Source organism: Paraburkholderia sp. GAS33, from assembly GCF_050436645.1.
Taxonomy (GTDB): Bacteria; Pseudomonadota; Gammaproteobacteria; order Burkholderiales; family Burkholderiaceae; genus Paraburkholderia; species Paraburkholderia phenazinium_B.
In genome coordinates, this window is sequence record NZ_JBNDMP010000002.1 from 623,121 (window position 1) to 643,726 (window position 20,606).

15 protein-coding genes and 2 pseudogenes are annotated in these 20,606 nt (G+C 61.9%); 6 read left to right on the plus strand and 11 right to left on the minus strand.

Translation table 11 applies throughout. The features are described from left to right. Positions 1-9: 9 nt before the first annotated feature. The 3 genes from P3T24_RS09110 to P3T24_RS09120 form a co-directional block, all read right to left on the minus strand. Positions 10-1,068: an ornithine cyclodeaminase gene (locus P3T24_RS09110; RefSeq protein WP_429433924.1), complete on the minus strand. Its 1,059-nt coding sequence runs from the start codon at positions 1,066-1,068 to the stop codon at positions 10-12. 33 nt (positions 1,069-1,101) lie between these two features. Then, positions 1,102-2,220, minus strand: a complete 1,119-nt coding sequence (locus tag P3T24_RS09115) for a succinylglutamate desuccinylase/aspartoacylase family protein (RefSeq protein WP_429433927.1) — start codon at positions 2,218-2,220, stop codon at positions 1,102-1,104. Positions 2,221-2,463: 243 nt separating this feature from the next. After that, positions 2,464-3,393, minus strand: a complete 930-nt coding sequence (locus tag P3T24_RS09120; RefSeq protein ID WP_429433930.1) for a LysR family transcriptional regulator — start codon at positions 3,391-3,393, stop codon at positions 2,464-2,466. Between the two features lie 258 nt (positions 3,394-3,651). On the opposite strand from P3T24_RS09120, the gene P3T24_RS09125 reads away from it, so the two are divergent. Next, the gene (locus tag P3T24_RS09125; RefSeq protein WP_429433932.1) at positions 3,652-4,851 is read left to right on the plus strand and encodes a porin; all 1,200 of its coding nucleotides are present in this window, start codon (positions 3,652-3,654) and stop codon (positions 4,849-4,851) included. A 134-nt stretch (positions 4,852-4,985) separates the two neighbouring features. Here the strand turns inward: P3T24_RS09125 and P3T24_RS09130 are convergent, their stop codons facing one another. The 6 genes from P3T24_RS09130 to P3T24_RS09155 all read right to left on the minus strand — a co-directional run bounded on the left by P3T24_RS09130 (position 4,986) and on the right by P3T24_RS09155 (position 13,487). Beyond that, positions 4,986-6,878: a dipeptide ABC transporter ATP-binding protein gene (locus P3T24_RS09130; protein ID WP_429433935.1), complete on the minus strand. Its 1,893-nt coding sequence runs from the start codon at positions 6,876-6,878 to the stop codon at positions 4,986-4,988. Next, positions 6,875-7,705 carry an ABC transporter permease gene (locus P3T24_RS09135; protein WP_429433938.1) on the minus strand — a complete coding sequence of 277 codons (831 nt, stop codon included), beginning with the start codon at positions 7,703-7,705 and terminating at the stop codon, positions 6,875-6,877. Before P3T24_RS09135 ends, P3T24_RS09130 begins: the two co-directional genes overlap by 4 nt. Continuing rightward, positions 7,706-8,647: an ABC transporter permease gene (locus P3T24_RS09140; RefSeq protein WP_074264102.1), complete on the minus strand. Its 942-nt coding sequence runs from the start codon at positions 8,645-8,647 to the stop codon at positions 7,706-7,708. An 8-nt stretch (positions 8,648-8,655) separates the two neighbouring features. Then, positions 8,656-10,278, minus strand: a complete 1,623-nt coding sequence (locus P3T24_RS09145; RefSeq protein WP_429433941.1) for an ABC transporter substrate-binding protein — start codon at positions 10,276-10,278, stop codon at positions 8,656-8,658. Between the two features lie 267 nt (positions 10,279-10,545). Continuing rightward, on the minus strand, positions 10,546-12,366 hold the full coding sequence (locus tag P3T24_RS09150) for a PAS domain S-box protein (protein WP_429288329.1): 1,821 nt from the start codon (positions 12,364-12,366) through the stop codon (positions 10,546-10,548). Beyond that, positions 12,366-13,487, minus strand: a complete 1,122-nt coding sequence (locus P3T24_RS09155) for an ABC transporter substrate-binding protein (RefSeq protein WP_429433944.1) — start codon at positions 13,485-13,487, stop codon at positions 12,366-12,368. Before P3T24_RS09155 ends, P3T24_RS09150 begins: the two co-directional genes overlap by 1 nt. A gap of 500 nt (positions 13,488-13,987) precedes the next feature. Here P3T24_RS09155 and P3T24_RS09160 point away from each other — a divergent pair. The 4 genes and pseudogenes from P3T24_RS09160 to P3T24_RS09175 form a co-directional block, all read left to right on the plus strand. After that, a pseudogene (locus P3T24_RS09160) lies at positions 13,988-14,119 on the plus strand (transposase); the annotation flags it as partial. A 318-nt stretch (positions 14,120-14,437) separates the two neighbouring features. Further along, positions 14,438-14,854: a hypothetical protein gene (locus tag P3T24_RS09165; RefSeq protein WP_429434320.1), complete on the plus strand. Its 417-nt coding sequence runs from the start codon at positions 14,438-14,440 to the stop codon at positions 14,852-14,854. Positions 14,855-15,026: 172 nt separating this feature from the next. Continuing rightward, positions 15,027-15,932, plus strand: a pseudogene (locus tag P3T24_RS09170) (LysR family transcriptional regulator); the annotation flags it as partial. A gap of 491 nt (positions 15,933-16,423) precedes the next feature. Further along, a complete protein-coding gene (locus P3T24_RS09175; RefSeq protein WP_074264097.1) occupies positions 16,424-17,569 on the plus strand; it encodes a porin in 1,146 nt (381 codons plus the stop codon). A gap of 95 nt (positions 17,570-17,664) precedes the next feature. On the opposite strand, the gene P3T24_RS09180 is transcribed toward P3T24_RS09175, so the two are convergent. Further along, the gene (locus P3T24_RS09180; RefSeq protein WP_429433946.1) at positions 17,665-18,306 is read right to left on the minus strand and encodes a hypothetical protein; all 642 of its coding nucleotides are present in this window, start codon (positions 18,304-18,306) and stop codon (positions 17,665-17,667) included. Positions 18,307-18,657: 351 nt separating this feature from the next. On the opposite strand from P3T24_RS09180, the gene P3T24_RS09185 reads away from it, so the two are divergent. Next, entirely contained in the window at positions 18,658-19,452 is a 795-nt protein-coding gene (locus P3T24_RS09185; protein WP_429433949.1) for an aldolase, read from the plus strand. Between the two features lie 135 nt (positions 19,453-19,587). Here the strand turns inward: P3T24_RS09185 and P3T24_RS09190 are convergent, their stop codons facing one another. Then, positions 19,588-20,559: a PP2C family protein-serine/threonine phosphatase gene (locus P3T24_RS09190; protein ID WP_429433952.1), complete on the minus strand. Its 972-nt coding sequence runs from the start codon at positions 20,557-20,559 to the stop codon at positions 19,588-19,590. Positions 20,560-20,606: the final 47 nt, after the last annotated feature.

Sequence of the window (20,606 nt, forward strand, 5' to 3'; positions counted from 1 at the left end):
CACTACGCGTTACGCGTGCAACACTTCGCGCTGCGTAGTGTACGACGCCGACACGGGAACGACGAACTGATACAGGTCCTTGGGATTCACCGGCGCCGGGATCAGTTCGATCTGCTCACCGATATTGCGGGCATCGCTCACATCGCGCAGATAGCGCAGCGCCGAGAAATCCTCGAGCGCGAAACCGACCGAGTCGAACACCGTCACTTGCGCATCGCTTTCCCGCCCGGCAACCTCGCCCGATAGGACGCGCCAAAGTTCAACCACCGGAAAATCGGCAGGAAGCTGCTGGATATCGCCCTCGATTCGCGTCTGCGGCTCGAACTCCACGATCACCCGGGCGCCTCTCAACACGTCGGCGTGCAGTTCCGTCTTGCCGGGACAATCGCCGCCAACCGCATTGATATGCATACCCGGTTCGATCATGTCCGGCGTCAGGATCGTGGCGTTGGTCTTGTCCGCTGTTACCGTCGTGACGATATCCGCGCCGCGCACAGCCTCAGCCGCACTCGCCGCGCGGATGATCTTGAGGTCTTTCAGACCAGACAGGTTACGGATCAGTTTATCGGTTGCCGCGGGGTCGATATCGAACGCGCGAACTTCGTTCACGCCAAGCATCGCCTTGAACGCCAGCACCTGGAATTCGCTTTGCGCACCGTTGCCGATCAACGCCATCGATCTTGACGCAGGCCGCGCGAGTGCCTTGGCGACCAACGCGGACGTCGCGGCGGTGCGCAATGCGGTCATGATCGTGAATTCGCTCAATAGCACCGGAAAACCGGATTCGACCTCCGCCAGCACGCCGAATGCCATCACCGTGAGCATATTGACGTGGGTATTCTTCGGGTGCCCGTTGACATACTTGAATCCATAGAGCGTGCTGTCCGAAGTCGGCATCAGTTCAATCACGCCGCCCGGGACATGGTTAGCCACCCGCGCCGATTTCTCGAACTCGTTCCAGCGCAGATAATCCGCGCGGATATAGTCCGCCATCGTCGTGATGAACGCTTCCGCGCCGATCGACGTCACCAGCTTGCGAACATCGCTTACGTCAATATATCTCGTCATTTTGTGTTCACTCTCATCAACGTTCGAAGAACCTCATGCGCTCAGCAGATAGCCGGAGCGGATCACTTCCTCGCCCGACACGCGCCCGAGCGGATCGCCCTGCCGCACATAGCGGACGTCTCTTCGCATATAAAAGATGCCGGCGGTACGGCTGCAGATCGCGGTGCGCGTACCGTCCGTTGTATCGACGATCACGAACATCTGCTGACCGGCGCTGACGCGCGCACCGGGTTCCACGCAGTGCAGCAGGATGCCCGTGACCGGCGCATAAAACTGTTCGCTGCCGGCCAGCGGCGTTGCGGGGTACGCAAGCGGCGGCAGCGGTTTGACTTGCGCTTCGATCGCGCCGTACCAGGTCAGGTAATCGAGAATCGCTGCCGCATCCTTCCGGGCCAGTTCGTCGTTGACGTCGCGCTGACCGCGATGCTCGACCGTAATCGCCGTGCTTCCATGCGCGATCGGAAAACGTTCGTTGAAGCGTTGCTGCAGTTGCCACCATGTGAAGCTGTGCGCCTCATCGAACGATTGACCACCTGAGTCGACGGCCAGCAGCGAAGCGCTCGCGCCAAGATAGCGGGCCAGCGGCTCCGCCTGCTGCCAGAGCGCCTCACCCGTGTAGAGATGCAGCGCGGCTTCCCGCGAACAATGCAGATCGAGAATGATGTCTGCATCCAGCGATAGCAGCATCAACGCGCGCTGCAGGTCGTCGAAGGTCTGGCGAGGCTGTTGCGCGAGCAACAGATCACGCCAGACCCGGCGAATCGTCGCGACGTTTTTCTTTGCGTCGCCGCCCAGTTCTCCCTCGACCGCTTCAGCGATTTTCCCTGCGAGAAGCGGGAAACCCCGATTAAAGTTGCGGCCGCTCGCCAGATCGAACCGCCCGATCGGATAGCCGAGCACGACCTGCGCGAGGCCGATCGGATTGGCCGTGCTGACCAGCACCACTTCGCAGCGCAGGCGGCCCTCTTTCTCCAGTTGCTGAAGCTCCTCCTGGAGGGTCAGCGCGACCAGCATGCCTGGTATTTCATCGGCGTGCAGGCCAGCCTGGATATAGATCTTCTTGCCGTAAGTCTGGTCGCCGAAATGATGCGAAACCAGTTGATGCGCGTTGCCGTCCGAGGCAGCAAGCAGGCGGTGTTTAGCGCTGTGCATTTAGAAAATTGTCCTGTGGTTCATCGACAGGCTGCGACGCTCGTGACTCATACCGGCTGATGCCCCAATTGCGGCGTTGCGGCAAAGACGCCTGATGAGCCGAAAAGCCGGATAAACCGGACGCGTCGAAGCATGGACATGATGCTACGCGTCGCAGCAGGCCTGCAGAAGCCTGGTCGGGGTTATCGTGATCGATAGATCAGATCACCCCTGAAATCGCCCTGAATCCGCCTGCCAGGCGCTTCAGGACTTGCTGTTACGCGACACGCCGCGCTTCAGACGTGCATACGAAACCAGCATGCTCGATAACTCGTGCGCGATCCCCGTCAGCGGAGAATTGCTGCGCCGGATCAGGCTGATATCGCGCGGCTGAAAGGTCTCGCGAATCGGCACGCGGATGAGCGATCCCGAGAACAGCTTGTAGTCGGCGAGCACGCCCGGGTCCATGGTCAGATAGTCCGTTTCGCACACCAGGAACAGCGATTCGAGCAGGGTCTCGGCGGTAATGACGATCTTGGGCATGCCCAGGCCATTCGCCGCGAACATGCCCACCAGACGATTCGCCGCAATGCCGACAACGCCCTCGCGCTTGAAGCCCACCCATTCGCAATCGGTCAGTTCGGCAATCGACGTGGCGCGAGCCATTGGGTGACCGGCGCGCGCCAGGATCGCCGGCGCGGAGCGATAAAGCCGGTCGATATGCAGATCCACGTCGTCGAACTCCGGCGCAAGCGGACACAGCGCGAAATCGAGGCGTCCATCGCGAATCCGTTCAATCAGCATTTGCGACGACCCGCTCGACAGATGCACGAGCACACGCGGGAACGACGACATGAAGCGCGTGACCACCGGCACCAGCAACTCGGCAAGCGGTTCGGAGGTCAGGCCCACGGCGATGCGTCCCGACGGTTCGCCCTCCAGTTCACGCATGTCCTGATCGATACGCTCGCAATCCTTGAGGATCGACGACGCACGGGCCAGCAACTTCTCCCCGAACGGTGTGAGGCTGATGCCCAGGTGCGAGCGCGTCAGCAGCGGCACGGCCAGTTCCGCTTCGAGACTCTGGATTGCGTGGGTCAATGCGCTCTGCGCGATATCGAGCGAGCGCGACGCGGCCCGGAAACTGCCCTGTTCGACCACCGCGCAAAACACTCTGAGCTGGCTCAACGTCATGTGATCACCTTATGGGATTGCATTTCTTAAAAGTCCTTAGCAACTCTTTGGCACGTGACTAGCACGTCTTCGACACGCTGCAAATGCGGGTCTCTCTTGTGATCTTCCGATTAGATCGCGATGCCGAGGATCGGTCTTCCGGGTCAAAAAATAGCCACATAGGATTTGCCGCAACCCGTGCTTAAGCGCAGGTCTCGCTGCACTGCTGTTCACCTGAGTTCACACCACTTGCATCCGGCTCCGCCGAGGACAAATACGATGAAAAAGACCATACCCATGATCGCCGCGCTCGCCGCGTTCTCCAGCGTTGCGCACGCGCAAAGCAGCGTGACGCTCTACGGGCTGCTCGACACTGGTATCGCGTTCAACTCGAATGCCAAAGGCTCCCAGCAGTACTCGCTGGCCTCCGGCAACCTGCAGGGCGACCGTTGGGGCCTGCGCGGCACAGAAGATCTCGGCGGCGGCCTCGCTGCGATCTTCCGCCTCGAAGGCGGCTTCGCCATCAACAACGGCACGCTCGGCCAGGGCGGCGATCTGTTCGGACGCAAAGCCTACGTCGGCCTGTCCAGTCCCTATGGTACCGTCACCCTCGGCCGCCAGTACGACCCGCTCGGCGACTACGTCGGCAGCTTCGAATCGGGCAATGCCGAAGAGCTCGTGACCGCCACCGAATGGGGCAGCATCTACGGCGCACACCCGGGCGACATGGACAACTTCGACAACTCCTACCGCATCAACAACTCGATCAAGTTCGCGAGCCAGAACTATGGCGGCATCACCTTCGGCGGCATGTACAGCCTCGGCGGCAAGGCCGGCGATTTCACCGAGGACCAGCTCTTCGGCGTAGGTGCCGGATATCACAATGGCTCGCTCAGCCTTGGCCTCGTCTATGAAAAGGCCAAGGATCCGAACTACTCCGTGTTCGGCACCAACCCGAACGCCAACTCCTCGACATCTACCAGCGCCCTCAATATGTCGAGCCCGGTGTACAGCGGCTTCGCCTCGGCCGGCGCGTGGCAGGTGATTGCAGCGGGCGCCGCATACCGCATCGGCAATGCGACGATCGGCGGCACCTACAGCAACGTGGCCTTCCAGAACCTCGGCAGCGAAGCGGGCGCTGGGCTGAACCCAGGACATCTGACCGGCACCGCAAGCTTCAATATCGGCGAACTGAACTTCGCCTATCTCGTGACCCCTGCCCTGCAGCTTGGCGTGGCCTACACCTATACCCGTGGCGATTCGGTCGGCAGCATCTCCGGTGCTACGTACAACCAGGTGAACCTCGGCGCGAACTACTTCCTGTCGAAACGCACCGACCTGTATGTGGTCGGGATCTACGAACACGCGAGCGGCGAAGATTCGACCGGCAAACAGGCGGTGGCAGCGATTGCCAATCTGTCGAACTCGTCGACCGACAAGCAGGCGGCCGTCGTCGTCGGCATTCGACATCGCTTCTGACGCTTCATTCAAGCTACTTTCTCGAAAGAGGTGCCGCTGGGCACCTCTTTTTGTTGCGTCGGCTGGCACGTTGTTTTGTGGCGCTTTTGCTTCGTTGCTTTGCTTCGTTCATTTCGCAACGCCTAGCGCTGCGTTCAGGTGTCCGCGTATAGCGCGACTCGATGCCCTGCATTACCTTGCCCCACCTGGGTGAGACGCGGCGCGCCTTTCTCCGGCCGGTCGGGATCGAAATAGCGATCGACGGAAAGACGCGGCGCAGGCACCTCGCGCGACAGCACCTTGAAGCCATCCGTGCGGTTGCCGCGCAACTCAGGCACGGCTTGCAGCAGGCGGCGCGTGTACGGATGGCAGGGGTCGTCGAAGACCGCGTCACGCGTGCCTTCCTCGACCAGGTGTCCGCGCAGCATCACCAGCACGCGGTCGGCGATCTGTTCGACCACACCAAGGTCATGCGAAATCAGCAAACAGGCGAAGCCGTACCGTGCCTGTAGCGCGACGAGCATATCGAGCACCTGCTTCTGCACGGTGACGTCGAGCGCCGAAACAGGTTCGTCGGCAATGATGACTGCGGGACGGCTCGCAAGCGCCCGTGCAATCGCCACGCGCTGACGCTGTCCTCCTGACAACTCGTGCACGAAACGCCGCGCATGATCGGAGAGACCCACATCCGCGAGCGCGGTGGCGACGCGCTCCGCACGTTGCGCTGCATCGAGACTAGGGTCGGCCCTTAATCCTTCAGCCACCAGCGAGCCGACCCGCATGCGCGGATCGAGCGACGAATAGGGATCCTGAAAGACAATCTGAATCGCCCGACGCGCAGCCTGCAGACGCTTCGCGCCGGCGTCGAGAAACTGCTCGCCGTTCAGCAGCACATCACCCTCTGCCGGTGTGACCAGGCCGAGCACGGCCTTGGTGAGACTCGTCTTGCCGCTGCCTGACTCGCCGACGATCGCCAGCGTCTCGCCGGGCCCAACGCTGAAGGAGGTGCGATGGACGGCCCGCACGCTACGCTTGCCGCCAAACCAGGCCGCGAAGCCGCTGCGCGCGGTCGAATAGTCGATAGCGACGTCGCGCACTTCGAGGATGGGTGCAGGAGCCGCAGCGGCAGCCGACGCGGTTTCAGCAAGCGCGGAGTCGGGCAACGCCACGTCAACGGGAGGCAAACGTCGCGGCAACGCATCGAGCAAGGCCAGCGTGTAATCGTGCGACGGTCGCGATAATACCTGGTCGGCCGGCCCGGTTTCGACGGCGACACCCGCACGCATAACCAGCACCTGCTCCGTGTAAGCCGCCACCAGCGCAAGATTGTGGCTGATAAAGATCAGCGCGGTGCCTTCCTCGCGGGTCAACTCCGTCATCAGATCGAGGACTTCCTTCTGGACCACGCAGTCGAGCGCTGTGGTCGGTTCGTCCGCGATCAGCAGTTTGGGGCGCAGCAACATCACGGCAGCCAGCATGATGCGCTGGCGCATCCCGCCTGAGAACTCATGCGGATAACGCTTCATGCAGCCTTGCGGATCGCGCACGCGCACGCGTTCGAGCATAGCGACGGCCTGTGTCCACGCTTGCGCGCGCGGCACGTTGCGGCGTCGCACGAGCGCCTCGGTCAACTGCTCGCCGATCCGGAACGCCGGATTCAGCGAGACCATCGGCTCCTGAAACACCATGCCGATACCGATACCGCGCGTGCTTCGCCACTGGGCCGGCGTCTGTTCAAGCAGCGGCTGACCCGCGAAACTCACGTGGCCCCCCATGATCTGCGCGGCATCCGGCAGCAGGCCGAGCAAGGTCTTGCCGATCAGCGTCTTGCCGCTGCCGGACTCCCCGACCACAGCCAGCGAACGGCCCGCATCGAGATCGAAGCTGACGCCGTGCACGACCGGCTTCGCCTTATCGTCAGGACCACGAAATCCCAGCGTCAGATCGTGCACGCTGAGGAGCGGTTGATGACCCGATCCCACGGCTGCTCGCACCGAACCGGAAGCCGCCAGGGACTCCATCGCAGAGGCAGAGTGGCGCGTCGTCATTTTGCTCCTCCGTTCATGCGCGGATCGAGCAGGTCGCGTACCGCGTCGCCCAGCATGTTAATGCCGAGCAGCGCGAGCGAAATCGACATGCCGGGGAAAATCGCCAGCCAGATTGCGCGGTCGATGGCGTTGCGGCTATCGGCGAGCATGCCGCCCCAGGTCGGCGCGGGCGGCGGTACGCCAAGTCCCAGAAAGCTCAGCGCGCTTTCGGCCAGCAACGCGGACCCGAATAGCGAAGTCGAAAAAATCAGCAAGGGGGCGACACAGTTCGGCAGCACATGACGGCAGAGTGTCCACACACCGCCGTTGCCCATCGCTTGCGAAGCGACCACGAAATCGCGGCTGCGCAGCGACAGCGTGCCGCCGCGGGCGAGCCGTGTCACCGAGGGCGTGTACGCAAGGCCGAGCGCCAGCACCACCGACCATTTGGAGGGCCCAAGCACGGTCATGATGCCGAGCGCCAGCAGCAGGCCAGGAAACGCCATCAGCGCATCGACCAGCACGAGCACCAGACGATCCAGCCAGCCTCCTACATAACCGGACACGGTGCCCAGTGCGGTCCCGAGCGCGAGCGCGAACAGCACCGAGCCGATGCTGACCATCAGGCTGACCGCTGCGCCGGCCATGATGCGCGAGAGCACATCGCGGCCGAACTCATCCGTACCGAGCCAATGGTGGATGCCGGGCGCCGCATAGCGCGTGACCAGATCGACATCCGTCGGATCATAGGGCGTATAGACGAGACCGAGCAGAGCGGTCACGACCAGCAGCCCGACCAGCACTGCGCCGATCGTCAGATTGAAGCGTTTGAAGGAGCGCAGTTTCATTTAAAGCTTCATCCGTGGATCGAAAACCGGATACAGCAGATCGACAACCAGATTGACGAGCACATACAGCAACGCAATTACCAGCAGGCAGGCCTGCACTACCGGGTAATCGCGCGCATAGATGCTCTCGACCAGCAGACGTCCCATGCCCGGCAGCGTGAACACCGTTTCGATCACCGCCCCGCCCGCCAGCAGATGGCCGAGAATCAGCCCGACTACCGTCAGCGCGGGACCGAATGCATTCGGCAACGCATGCCGCAACAGTACGCGTGGCTCCGACAAGCCTTTCGCGCGCGCATGCGAGATGTATTCGAGCCGCAGCACTTCGAGACTGCTCGCCCGCATCATCCGCGTCAGCACGGCGATTTCGCCGAGCGCGACCGCGATCACCGGCAGCACCAGATAGCGCACCGTGCCCCACCCCACCTCGCTAAACGATTCGAAGCCAAACGTAGGCAGCCATTGCAGCTTCACACCGAACAGCCACATCAGCAGGATGCCCACCCAGAAGCTTGGCAGCGACACGAGCAGGATGCTGGTCAGCACAATCGCCGGATCAGCGCGGCGGTTTTGCGACCACGCAGCAAACAGTCCCGCGGGAATAGCAATCAGGCTGGCGAGGAGCGTGGCGGACAGCACAATCTCGGCGGTCACCGGGAAGGTGGTCCGGATCAGTTCAGCCACAGGTTGGTGCCGCACGATCGACATACCCAGGTCGCCATGCGCCAGATGCGTCACCCACAACACAAACTGTTCGGGCACCGAACGATCCAGCCCAAACTGATGACGCAATTGCGCGAGCAGCGCCGGATCGTTGACATCGCCGAGCATCAGCGAAGCTGGGTCGCCGGGAATCGCTCGCATCATGCCGAACACGAGCAGCGTCACGATCAGCACGGTCGGCACCGCCATGGCGATGCGTTTGATCATGTAGGAGAGCATCGCGTTATCTAGTCCTTGCTCACGTTGTAAAAGCGCATGCGCCGCATCGGCCACGACGTCAAACCGTGCAGACGGCTGCTGACCAGAATCAGATCGGGTGTGTTGTACATGCCGAGCAGCGGTACGTCGGCAATCATCATCTGGTGCAGACGGTCGAAGGCCTGCTTGCGCGCCGTTTCGTCGCTGACGCCTTGCAGGCTGTGCAGCAGCGCCAGAGCGGCGGGGTTCTCCCACTGCGCCATCGGCGTCTTCGACTTGTCGCCGAGCACATCGCCGAACATCAGCGCGGGATCGATGCGTGCGGAATAGGCGAAGGACATCAGCTGAAATCGGCCCGCGCGGAAGTCGCTGACCTGCTTGCTCCATTCGACGACATCGAGCTCGGTGCGAATTCCCGCCTTCGTCAGCAGCGACTGCACGTAAACCGCCAGCGTGTACATATGTTCGAAGCGACGGCTGGTCTCCAGCTTCAGCGTCTGACCGTGGTAGCCCGCCTGCGCCAGCAGACGTTTGACCTCCGGCAGGTTCTTCGTATAACCGGTCGCGTCGATCGTCGAGTAGAGTTTGTTGGCATCGGGAATCAGCGACGGGTTGTAGTGCCCGTGCCCATCCGTGACCGCATTGACGATGCCGGGCAGATCGAGCGCGAGGGCAATGGCGCGACGCATACGCACATCCGCGAGCAACGGGTCGCGGTTCTGCATCAGCAGCACGGCAGGATCGGCGCTCGGCCCTTCGACGAGATGCCAGCGCGGATCGGGCGGCAACAGATTGTTTTCGTCGATCGTCATGGCGTCGATCTGACCGGCGGCCAGCGCGGACTTCTGCGCGGCCTCATCGGGAATCACGACGAAACGCACATCCGCGTACGCGATCTTGGCGCCCGCGCCTCCGCTGGATGGCTCGGTACGCGGGCGGTATTGCGGGAACCGCTTGAGCAGCACGTACTGGCCGTGCTTCCAGTCGGCGAAGACATAGGGGCCGGTGGCAACCGGCTTCAACCATTTGCCGTCGCTGTCGACGCTAGACGGATGCAGCACCGCCAACGGACAGCGCGGGTCGACCATCTGCTTCAGGAAGAGCGCGTAGGGCCGATCCAGCTCGAACACGACGGTTTCGGGATCGGGAGTCGTCACCGCCACGACTTTCACGCCCCGGCCGCCGTCGAACACGCTGCGGCACTCGAAACCCGAACTGCGTTTCATCAGGAACCCGAAACTCCATTTGACCTCGGCGGAGGTCACCGGCGCGCCGTTATGAAACAGCACGCCATGCCGCAGATGAAACGTGTAGATCTTGCCGTCCGGCGAAATGTCCCAGCTGTCCGCGAGCATCGGCGCCACGCTCAGATCGGCACGCAGTGCGACCAGCGATTCGACGACGTTGCCGAGAATATTGTCGGTGGCGGTGTTACGCGCCACGTTGCCGGGCATCGAGGTGGGTGTGTCCTCGCCCTCGGCAACCCTGATCTCGTGCGTGACCGCGTGGTCTGACGGCTGGGGCGCCGCCTCGCTCGACGCAGTGTCAGTAGCCGAAGAAGACGCCGAAGCAAATGAAGTTATGACACAGCTCGCCAGCAGCACGGCTGTCTGGAGCAAACAGCGGCAGAAACGCATCCCGCGATCGGTCACAAACGGCACTCCGCGAAGATCTGCCCACGGCAGGCAGGCGTGAGGTCGGGGCCAGGCGACGCATCGGGCACGCACGCTTGCGGGAAGAGGTTGAGCCGGAACATCGGGTCTCCGCGTTTTGGGTATCGGTCTGGTTGAGTTGCGAAACATCGACCACTCGGAGCGATCCTAAGCACACCGCGCGAGCCAAGGAAGTCACGACATAATATCGTGATCTGTTTTTTAGATCACCCCGGCTCCGAGCGTGTTGTCCCCGCTCGAGGCCCCTCAGCCAGACGGAACGACGGTTTTCTCCCCCACGTAGAGGCGAATCACACAGCCAGCTGAGGCCGTGCTTTCGACATGCAGCTCGGCGTCGATCAGGCGGGCCCGTTCGGTCATGCCCAGCAACCCGTATGAATAACCCTCGCGAGCAGCCGCGACGTCGAAACCTTGCCCGTCGTCACGTATCGTCAGTTCGATCGCGCTGTCGACGTTGCGCAGCGTCACGTCGACGCGCGAGGCCTTCGCGTGACGGGCAACGTTGGTCAAGGACTCCTGCACGATGCGAAAGATGGCCGTCGCAGAGGGATCCGGAAGATGTGGTTCCGGGCCCTCAAGGTGGAAGTGGCAAGGAATCTGCGCATAGCGCGTGAAGTCGTGGGCCAGCCACTCCAGCGCCGAGGCGAGACCGAAATTGAGCGCGGCAGGACGCAGATGGCTTGCCACACTGCGCACAATGCCGATGGTTTTTTCGACCAGCTCGCGCATGCCATCAGCCTTGCGAAGGGCAGCTGAATCGTCCGCGAGATGCATCCTCAGCAGCGATACATCCATTTTCAAAGCCGTGAGCAACTGACCGAGATCGTCGTGAATCTCCATGGCAATACGCTTGCGCTCCTCCTCGCGGATCGCTTCCAGATGCGCGGAAAGCTGCCGCAAGCGCTCGCGCGACACCCGCAGTTCAGCCTCGGTCCGCTTGCGCTCGGCCACTTCGCGCTCAAGCTGGTCGCGATGCTGCTGCAGGTTTTCGACGACGTGCCTGCGGGCCGTCACATCGCTCATCAAGCCCTCCAGAACGGCCGGCTCGCTCCCCTCGACGCTGACACCGCGCGCGTTCAGTTCTACCCAGATCGGGACGCCATCCAGACGCATCAGGCGCAGTTCGAAGCCGACGATCTCGCCCTCGGCGCGCAGCACCTCGAACAGCGTGCGAATTTGCGCTGCATCGAACGGCAGTCCGTACAAGGCGGCCGCGCCTGCCGCCATCAGTTCGTTCGGGCTGCGGTAGCCGAGCAGCTGCGCCATGGCGGGGTTAGCTTCGGTGAGCCTGCCGCTGCGCTCGAGCAGGAAGATGCCCTCAAGCGCATTTTCGACAATGCTGCGGTACTTGCGCTCGTTTTCGCGCAGCAAGGTGGTGGACTGGCGCAGCCGTTCCGCCATCGAGTTCACGCGTGTGGCGAGCCGCCCCAGTTCGTCGCCGGATTCCACCACGCAGCGCGCCAGCAGGTCGCCACCGGCGATGCGATCGACCATCTCTTCGAGACGATTGATCGGCCCGCGTACCATGCGCTTGAGCAGCACGAACGTGACGATATAGAGCGCGGCGACGATGGCCGCCACCGTCCAGAGGATCGACCGGCGCGCCGCGCCGATGGCCTGCTCGGCCAACGCTCGCGTGTAGACCAGCCGCACTTCGCCGATCTGCTCGCGCGGCGCATCGCCAGGCGGGGTGAATTCGATCGGCCGGACCCGTACCACGGTATCGGCGCGTTCGTTCGCCGACGGCCCCTTCACCGTGGACACGACACCGTAATTCGTCGCCGTGACGGTGTACTCGACGAGCTCGGGGTTAGGCGCAAGCGCCTGAAGCTGCTCGTCGATAGCCGCGCGGTCGACGTTCCACAACGGCTGCGCCAGCGAACGGCTAAGCAGGTCCGCAACCCGCGAGGCACGTTGTTCCAGTGCGCTTTCGCGCCGGTCCCGTTCGTGCTGGGCCACGACATAAGCCGAGCTGCCCGCGACGATCGCGACGAGAACCGCAAGCGCGAGCATCAGCTTGGCGTGCAGGCCCAGCGAATGCAGCGCATGGCGCGGAGAAAGGTGCATCACGAAAGTGTCGGGACGGTAGTCAGGAGCCGTTGCAGGCCGAAGTCGTAAGGACCCGGGCTTGGGTAGAGGCACTTCGAGTACACGCCGAAGTTCAGCGACTGTCCATGAGCGAACACAGCGTCATAGTATTGCGCAGCGTTCGCGCGGTGGATCACGCGCAGGAAGTCGAGCTTCTGGCGCACGCCTCCGGACGCGGCAAAGTCCTTGCCGTGATGATAGTCGTAGAGCAACACCATCGCCCATGCCCCGATGAAATAGTCGCCTGCCACCATCGCGGCCAGCCCGCCGTCGACGATACTCTGCAGGGCCTCCTGCAACGCCCCCATGCCACCCACCAGAACATGCGCATGCCGCTCGGTGACTGCGCTCATGGCGCCGAGCGCCATCGCGTCGTTGGCGGCCCAGATCAGGTTGGCCTGCGGATAGCGCGCCAGCAATACGCGGGCTTTTTGCGCGCTATCGGTATAGCTCCAGTCGCCGAACACCAGTTGGCAGGTGTGCGCGTCCTGCTCGTGGGACAGGAACGCATCGACGCCCTGGGCACGCTCGAGCGACACCGGCGTGTTGGGATCCCCCGTGATGCCGATCACCTGCGCGCCGGCCGGGCTCACGCGCTGATAAAGGTATTGCATCAGGCGGTAACCCGCTTGCGCTGCGTTCGCCGTCGCCGTGCCGATCCAGTTGGCGATGCCTTCCCGTTCATTGCCGATCGCCCGGCGCTGGCCCGGAGTGAGGTCGTTGTGGATCAGCAGGACCTTGGCTCGCGAACCTGCCAGCGCGGTCAGCATCTGAGCGGCGGCCATCTTCTCGTTGACGATGACCACATAGTCGGGGGCGTCGGCGCGCTCTGCGACCTCTCTCGCCTGACGCACCATCAACAGGTGATCGCGTTCGGCGTACAGGACCTCCAGCTGCATACCGAAGGTCTTGGCGGCCACCCGCATGAAGCGGGAAACGAGTTGCCACTGCTGTCCGGTGCCGCGTTCGACGGCTTCGCCTGGATTGAGAAAGACCACGCGGGGCGCCGGGCCGGATGCGAAAACGGGACCGGCCATGCATAGCAGGCTGGCGTTCGCCAACGCGAGTAGCGCTGCTCTACGTTTGACGGGTCGGTCCACGGCGTCTCACCTTTATAAGCCCCGTAATGTACTACGGACATGCTCCCCTTAAATATGACTCCACTCCGCCCATTTTACGGTTTGCCGGAATGCCGCCAATATTCGCGCCATAGTCCACGGGCCACGGCTGACGCCTTCGTCGTGCCTCGCCTGGTTTGCTGCTGGCAGGACGGCACGGCTCGAAGCGTTATTGTCAGATCAATCGACAGTCGAGTCCCCGGCTGGCGTGGACGCCATGGCCGCAGGCCGACTGCTCCGCAGACAGGCTGCATTAGGAATTTCCTGACATCAAAATCGGCATAAATGCCGGGAAATTCTTCGTATTGCCCGACTTGGACCAAAAAGGTCTGGCGCTTACGATCAGTGTGCAACCCTTGGACCCAGCACGAATCGTCGATCACGCATTCGTGACGCTCCAGCTGCAAAGCAGCTATGGCGACGTGGAGAAGCACATGTATTTCGATGAGCTAAGCAATGACGAGTGTGCACTCCTGCAGCCCATGATTTCCGACCAGAGTGCCGAGCACCCGCCCCGTCGCGGACGGCCTCGTGCAAAACTGCGCGTCGTGGTCAATGCTGTCCTGTGGGTAATGACTACCGGTGAGTCGTGGTCGCGCCTTCCCTGCGGTTATCCGTCCGGCCCGACATGCCGCTGCCGGTTCGAAGAGTGGCGTTTGAACGGCACACTCCTCGCGATGGTAACTTTGCTGTCGAAACATGGGCGAACGTTCACCTATGTCCCCACGCCGTCGTCCAATGAGATTGTGCGCGCGTTACCGCACCAGCCGCGCTTTCTTCGCGATGACGGCGGACCCCAGGTCCTATGGAAAAGCGCGGATGCCTGGCAAACTTCGTCTGGCGTAGTGGACAGGGCATGCGCGGCGACCCCGTTCTCCGAGATCACACGTCAGCTATCAGGACGCCAAAATGTTCCGGCAAACGAATCCAGCGTGGCTGCGCAACCGGTGCGCCAGAAGCCGCGACTGCCACGCACGGAATACTCGCAATGGATGGGCCTGCATTCACACGGCGCACAGGTCAGCGACCCACGAGGTTACGTCATCTATGCCGCTGTCGACCGGCTCGAGGAGGCCTCGTTTCGCGGCTGGGCGGAAATAGTGAAGAACGGGCGGCGCGTCGCGCGCTCGGGTCTGGTCGGCCCGCGCCTGGCCAACGCCGAGGACGCGCAGCACTACGCGATCGATTGGGCGCGCAAATGGATCGATCGGCATTGCCCCACACCGGCCATCATCGAGGTTGCAAACCCCGTGCGAACGTTGAACACAACATCGCTTCCTCAACCGGTCGCGCGAGACGAGGCCGTATCCGAACAGGACGAGTACTACCACGAGAGCGTGCGATGGTGAAATGAGCTCCCGTTTGCAAAGCTGACGGCGCCGCCATGTCGATGTCAGAGTATCGTCATTGACGACCCCATACAATCTGCCAGTTTGAAGAATAGTTGATGCGAGCCATGCCGCGCCGCAACGGTGCGGCTCATTTCGTTCGCCGGGTTTCGCCAGCGGTAGGAGTTGTCCTGTGGATCATCTGGATTCGATGCGAATCTTCGTCAAGGTGGCAGATCTTGGCGGCTTCGCCCGCGCCGCCAGCGCGTTGAGGATCTCCAATGCAGTAGCAACACGCCACGTCGCCGATCTCGAAGACCGTCTGGGGACGCGATTGCTCAATCGCACCACCCGCAGCCTGTCTCCAACCGAGTCCGGTCACGCCTATCTCGTGCGTGTGCGGCAGATTCTCGAGGAACTCGACGATATCGAGCAGATGGTCGCATCGCGCAACCTCGAACCTGCTGGGACCCTGCGTATCGTGGCGCCGATGGTATTCGGCCTGCATAAGCTTGCGCCTGTACTACAAGGCTATACGGCGCGCTACCCGCGGGTCACGCCGGATATCACGCTGGTGGACCGCCCCGTCGATCTGGTTGAACGCGGTTTCGATGCAGGCATCGTGGTGGCGCGGCAGACCGGTAACGCAGGCGTCGTGGTGCGGCCGTTGACAACCGCTTTCATGACCGTCTGCGCGCCGCCCGAGTATCTTCAAAGGCACGGCACGCCGACGCATCCCGAGCATCTGCTCGAGTATCCGTGCCTCTCGCTCTCTACCGATTATTGGGGCGAAGAGTGGGCATTTACAGGCAGGGCCGGCGAGGTGAGAGTGAGCCCCACTAACGCGATTGTCGCGAACAACACCGAGATGTTGCGGCAGTTCGCGCTGGTCGGAATGGGTATCGCGGTGCTGCCCAGCTATCTGATCGAGCAGGACATCATGCGTGGCAGGCTCGTACCGCTACTCACCGATTACCATCTGCCACAGATAGAGGTCAGCGTCGCCTACCCAAGCCGCCGTTATTTCTCGGCCAGGACGCGCACGTTCATTCATCATCTGATCGGGCATTTCAATCCGATGCTCCACAGCATGCTCGGCGGCCCAGAACTTCTCGCGGCGTCGGAGTTCGGTTCGTCCATCCCGCAGCCATCGCGGACGTAAAACACGCTACACCCCCTCCTGTTATGTGCAGCGCGCAGTCGAGGCGCACGCACACACGCGCCTTCAGACTCCCGTTGTTGTCGTTGTATTTGCGCATCATTTTTGCTCTCGCTGCGGCCACATACAACGGTCGAGCCACTCATCCCCTTACCCTCCGCAGATTTTTTGCAAAATGCCGAATCCCTTTGCCATCAGGGCTTAGCGGCGCGTGCAGCACGTATCGTTGCCGGCCGTCAAAATCAGAATTGCGCAAATTCGCGGATTCGCTCAACAAGCCCCTCTCTACACTTCACATGCCCCCAAACGAGCGCGCGCGTTGCACGAGTTGCACGTCGGTGGACTTGCTTTGCCTGCGAGTGCGCGAAGCCGTTGCTGGAAAGCGGGCTCTATATATAAACAATTCAGTATTCTGTTCCCGGAGCTAAGAAATGAGAAAGGCCGTAATGTTAGCTGCCCTGACGGGCGCTTTTGCGACTGCTGCACATGCTCAGACCAGCGTTACGCTGTATGGCCTGATTGACGCGGGTATCACCTACACGAACAATCAGGGTGGCCACAGCAACGTGCAGGAAACCGACGGTGCCATCAATACGAGCCGTTGGGGTCTGCGTGGGTCGGAAGACCTGGGCGGCGGTCTGAAGGCTATCTTCACGTTGGAAAACGGTTTCAATGTCTCCACCGGCGCGCTTCGCCAGAACGGCCGTCTGTTTGGCCGTCAGGCGTTCGTCGGCCTGTCCGATAACCAGTATGGCTCGGTCACCCTCGGCCGACAGTACGACAGCGTGGTCGATTACCTCGGCCCGTTGGCGTTGACCGGCACGCAATACGGCGGCACGTACTTCGCCCACCCGTTCGACAACGATAACCTCGACAACGATTTCCGTATCGACAACTCGATCAAGTATCAGAGCGCCAATTACAACGGCCTCAAGTTCGAAGGTTTGTACGGCTTCTCGAACGAAGCGGGTGAGTTTTCGAATAACCGCGCGTACAGCTTTGGTGCGTCGTATAACTATCTCGGCCTGACCGTCGCAGCCGGCTACCTGCAGATCAACAACGACGTCACCTCGGCTGTCATTACGAACACCAACGGCGTGCTCGATGGCGACAATACCTTCTTCGCAGGCCGCCAGCGCACCTGGGGTGCCGGCGTCAAATACGTCTTCGGCCCGGCTACGGCAGGCTTCGTATTTACGCAGACCATGCTTAACCAGGCATTCGGCATTTCCGCGAGTCAGTCTGGCGTAACCGGCGGGTTGGCGTTGAACGGCGGCAGCGCCCGCTTCAACAACTATGAAATCAACGGCGTGTACTACATCACGCCGGCTATCACCCTCGCCGGCAACTACACGTACACCGACGGCAGCCTGAACGGCGCGGATCCGAAGTGGAATCAGGTCGATATTCAGGCCGCGTATCTGCTGTCCAAGCGCACCGAGCTGTACGTGCAAGGCGAATATCAGCACGTGATCGAATCGGGTCTGAATATCGGCGCGATGATCAACGGTCTGTCCGAAGCCTCGGCCAATAACAACCAGGTCGCGGTGACCGCAGGTATCCGTCACACGTTCTAAGCGGTATCGGCACTGCTGCATTATCGAAGCAGCAGCAGGACACTAACGAAGCGATGTCGAGGAAATGCCGTCCGGCCACAAGCTGGACGGCTTTTTTAAGCGCGGTTGGCTTCGCAGTCGGCCCATAGCCGCAGCGGATCACGGTGCAGTGGATACTTGCTGTCAAGCCATGCCGACAGTTTGGCCCAATCCGGATGATTGGTGCCGGTCTGCGCCGACCAGATCGACGAGCGCTCGAGGATCTGACCGTTCTCACGATCACGGACAAGCAGACTGCCGAGGCCGCTCGAGCTGTTCGTCTGCGACTCCACCAGATAGCGCGGCAAAATCCTCAGCTCGGCATCCTCGGCCCATCCATACACGGCTCGGACTACGCCGGCCGGATCGCGCAACTCGATCGGTCCGCTTGCGGGGCGCACGGCCGACCACCCTTCTGGAAAGTCGGTCACCACCTCGTTCCTGCCCTCCCTCACCCACTTCAGCCGCCATGCCCGCTCCATGGCGGTACGCACGGCGGACACGGACGCATAGCCTGCAGGCAACTCGATCGCCAGCGGCAACGTAACCAGATTGTCTTTCCACAGTTTGGCTTCTTCGTCGACGCGTTCGACCTCATCGAACGCGCCTTCTTCGAATGGATTGGTGGGCCGGCTCGCCGATCTGACGCTTGCCTGGGGCAGTCCTTCGAACAGGCGCTCGGCATCTTGCCGGGTACGCTTAGGTTTTCCATTTTTCATTTGTATCTCCGCTGAAAGACGCTCTCGCGAACGTCTAACTACGTCATAGGTATTCAGGATTAGCTCTTTCAGCGCGTGTGCAGCGCAAGACGAGGGGTGTTCAGGCGAGTAATGGGGCAGCCGCAGGGAAACTTGCCCGACCATCTTACCCTGAAACATTACTACAACATTGCCATACATCTGTACACCAAAGTCCGGAACCGCGCTCCGGACGCCCTGCCCGGCATCCCCGGGAAGGATTGAATGCCATGCTGTGAATTCATACGCCCGGAGAAAAATGGCATCATTTGCCCACTGACGTCCCGCCCGCATTCGCGGAGTCTGCATTTATCACTTTGGAGGTAGAGAGCAATGGCACATGGCCTCACTTCAGTACCCGCCTCGGCGCGTGCAAAAATCGCACCCGACGAACTCGATACGGCGGCGATCCGCGAAGCGCGCATCGATCTCGCGGCGTGTTTCCGGATGGCGGCAAAACTCGGCATGCACGAAGGCGTGTGCAATCATCTGTCTGCCGTACTGCCGGGCCGCGACGACCTGTTCTTCGTCAATCCGTACGGTTACGCGTTCGACGAAATCACCGCGTCGAAACTGCTGGTCTGCGATATGCATGGCAATGTCGTGCTAGGCGACGGCGTACCCGAGATCACCGCTTTCTATATTCACGCGCGCGTGCATCTGCGGCAGCCGCGCATCAAGGTCGCCTTTCACACACATATGCCGAATGCGACCGCGCTGGCAATGCTCGAAGGACCGCCGCTGCTGTGGGCAGGACAAACGGCGTTGAAGTTTTATGGTCGCACAGCCGTCGACGAAAACTTCAACGGGTTGGCGCTGAACAGTTCGGAAGGCGATCGTATTGCCGATGCAATCGGCGATGCAGACATCGCATTCCTGAAGAACCACGGCGTGATGGTGGTGGGCGCAACGATCGCCGAGGCGTGGGACGACCTCTACTATCTGGAACGCGCATGCGAAGTGCAACGGCTCGCACTCTCGACGGGCAGGCCGCTGAAAATCGTCGATCCCGGCATTGCCGCAAAAACCTACCGGCAGATGCGGGGCGGCGAGCAGGATAGCGCGCGCCAGCACCTCGCGAGCGTTCGCCGATTACTCGATCGGGATGCACCCGACTACGCGCTTTGATCGTGATGCAACTCGGACGCGCCAGCAAAGGCCGCCGAAACGGGAAACAACAGCCCGAGAATTTCGGACCACATACGTTTCCACGAAGCGCTCTTCACGACCTGAAGGCCAGGCGCCGGGCCAGCGTGGCCTATGTCAGCGCAAACGGTACAAAGCAACGCTGATGTTATCCTGGCCGCCTGCCGCATTCGCAAGCTCGACGAGGCGCACGCACCGGCTGGACAGCGGGGCATCACCTGCCCCTTCAGCGAGGCGGGTCCATAGCGCTGCCGGCTCGGAGAAGTAATTCCACAGGCCGTCGGAACACAGCAGCAGCCAACTGGTGGTGCTCAGCCGGCACGCCCCCGTATGGATCACCGGTTCGGCATCGCGCATGCCGAGACACTGCGTGATGCAGTGTGCGTTCGCATCCTTGAGTGCGGCCTGCAAGGGAAGACCCGCTTTGACCTGCTCGTTTAACCACGAGTCGTCTTCTGTCAAAAGGCGCGGCTCGCTGTCGTCGAACAGGTAAAGCCGTGAATCGCCAACCCACGCATACGACAACTGTTCGCCCTCGATTAGTGCTAGCACCAACGTCGTTTGCGGTTCCGCGAGGCCCGTGGTTCCATAGTCGAGCTCACAGACCGCTCGATGCGCCGCTCTCACCGCGCTCTCGAGGCGCTCTCGTCCTTGTTGCGCCTGTGCGCTGCGTAGCGCTGCGAACGCGACGCTAATAGCGGTGTCAGCGGCCTTGCGCGCCTGCCACGACGTCGAGACACCATCGGCCACAGCAAGCGCAAGGCCGCCCGCCACGTCCTCGATGCCGACCGCGTCCTGGTTGTCCAGATGCCGGCGGCCGCGGTGCGTCGCGCTCGCGGCCCCTTCGCCGAGCGTCGCCACCTCCACCACGTCCGACTTTGTCAGCTTGAGGCCGCATGCCGTGCAGAAGCCGTCTTCGAAGTCCACGCTACCGCATTGACAGCGCGGCTTGATTTCACCCGCGAGTGCGGTGTCAGCGCCGGCCGCGTTGATCTGCGCGGGGTTGCCGTCCGCCGCGGCTGCACCCACCCGCGCGCCACACGCTTCACAGAACGCAAATCCTGGCGCGAGCACCTCGCCGCATTTCATGCAATGTTCCACAAACTGTCCTTTTGCAGGCATCTAGCGTGGTTGCG